This is a genomic window from Stenotrophomonas sp. SrG (assembly GCF_050031795.1).
Lineage (GTDB): Bacteria > Pseudomonadota > Gammaproteobacteria > Xanthomonadales > Xanthomonadaceae > Stenotrophomonas > Stenotrophomonas rhizophila_A.
This window is the reverse complement of record NZ_JBNBBE010000275.1, coordinates 1-270: the sequence shown is the minus strand read 5'-3', so window position 1 is coordinate 270 and position 270 is coordinate 1. Positions and strand designations below refer to the sequence as shown.

Sequence of the window (270 nt, the reverse complement as noted above, 5' to 3'; positions counted from 1 at the left end):
CGCGCTTCGGGCGACTTGAACAGCTCGGCGCGGGACAGCACGTTCGACGGCAGCAGGGTGTAATTGACCGACCGGCTCGCCTCGTCATTGGTTTCCGAGGTGGCGATGTAATTGCCGTTCAACGGGGTCAGGGTCAGGTCCGGGTCCAGGCCGCGCACGCTGACGCTCTTGCCTTCGCCGCCGTCTCGGGTGATCACCACGCCCGGCACGCGCTGCAGCGAATCGGCGACGTTCTTGTCGGGGAACTTGCCCTCGTCTTCGGCCGTGATC

Annotated in this window: 1 protein-coding gene; it reads right to left on the bottom strand. The window is 65.9% G+C overall.

The genetic code is table 11. The features are described 5' to 3' along the window. A partial coding sequence (locus tag ACQG3P_RS19820; protein WP_426806001.1) for a TonB-dependent receptor plug domain-containing protein occupies positions 1-270 on the bottom strand: 270 nt, incomplete at both ends.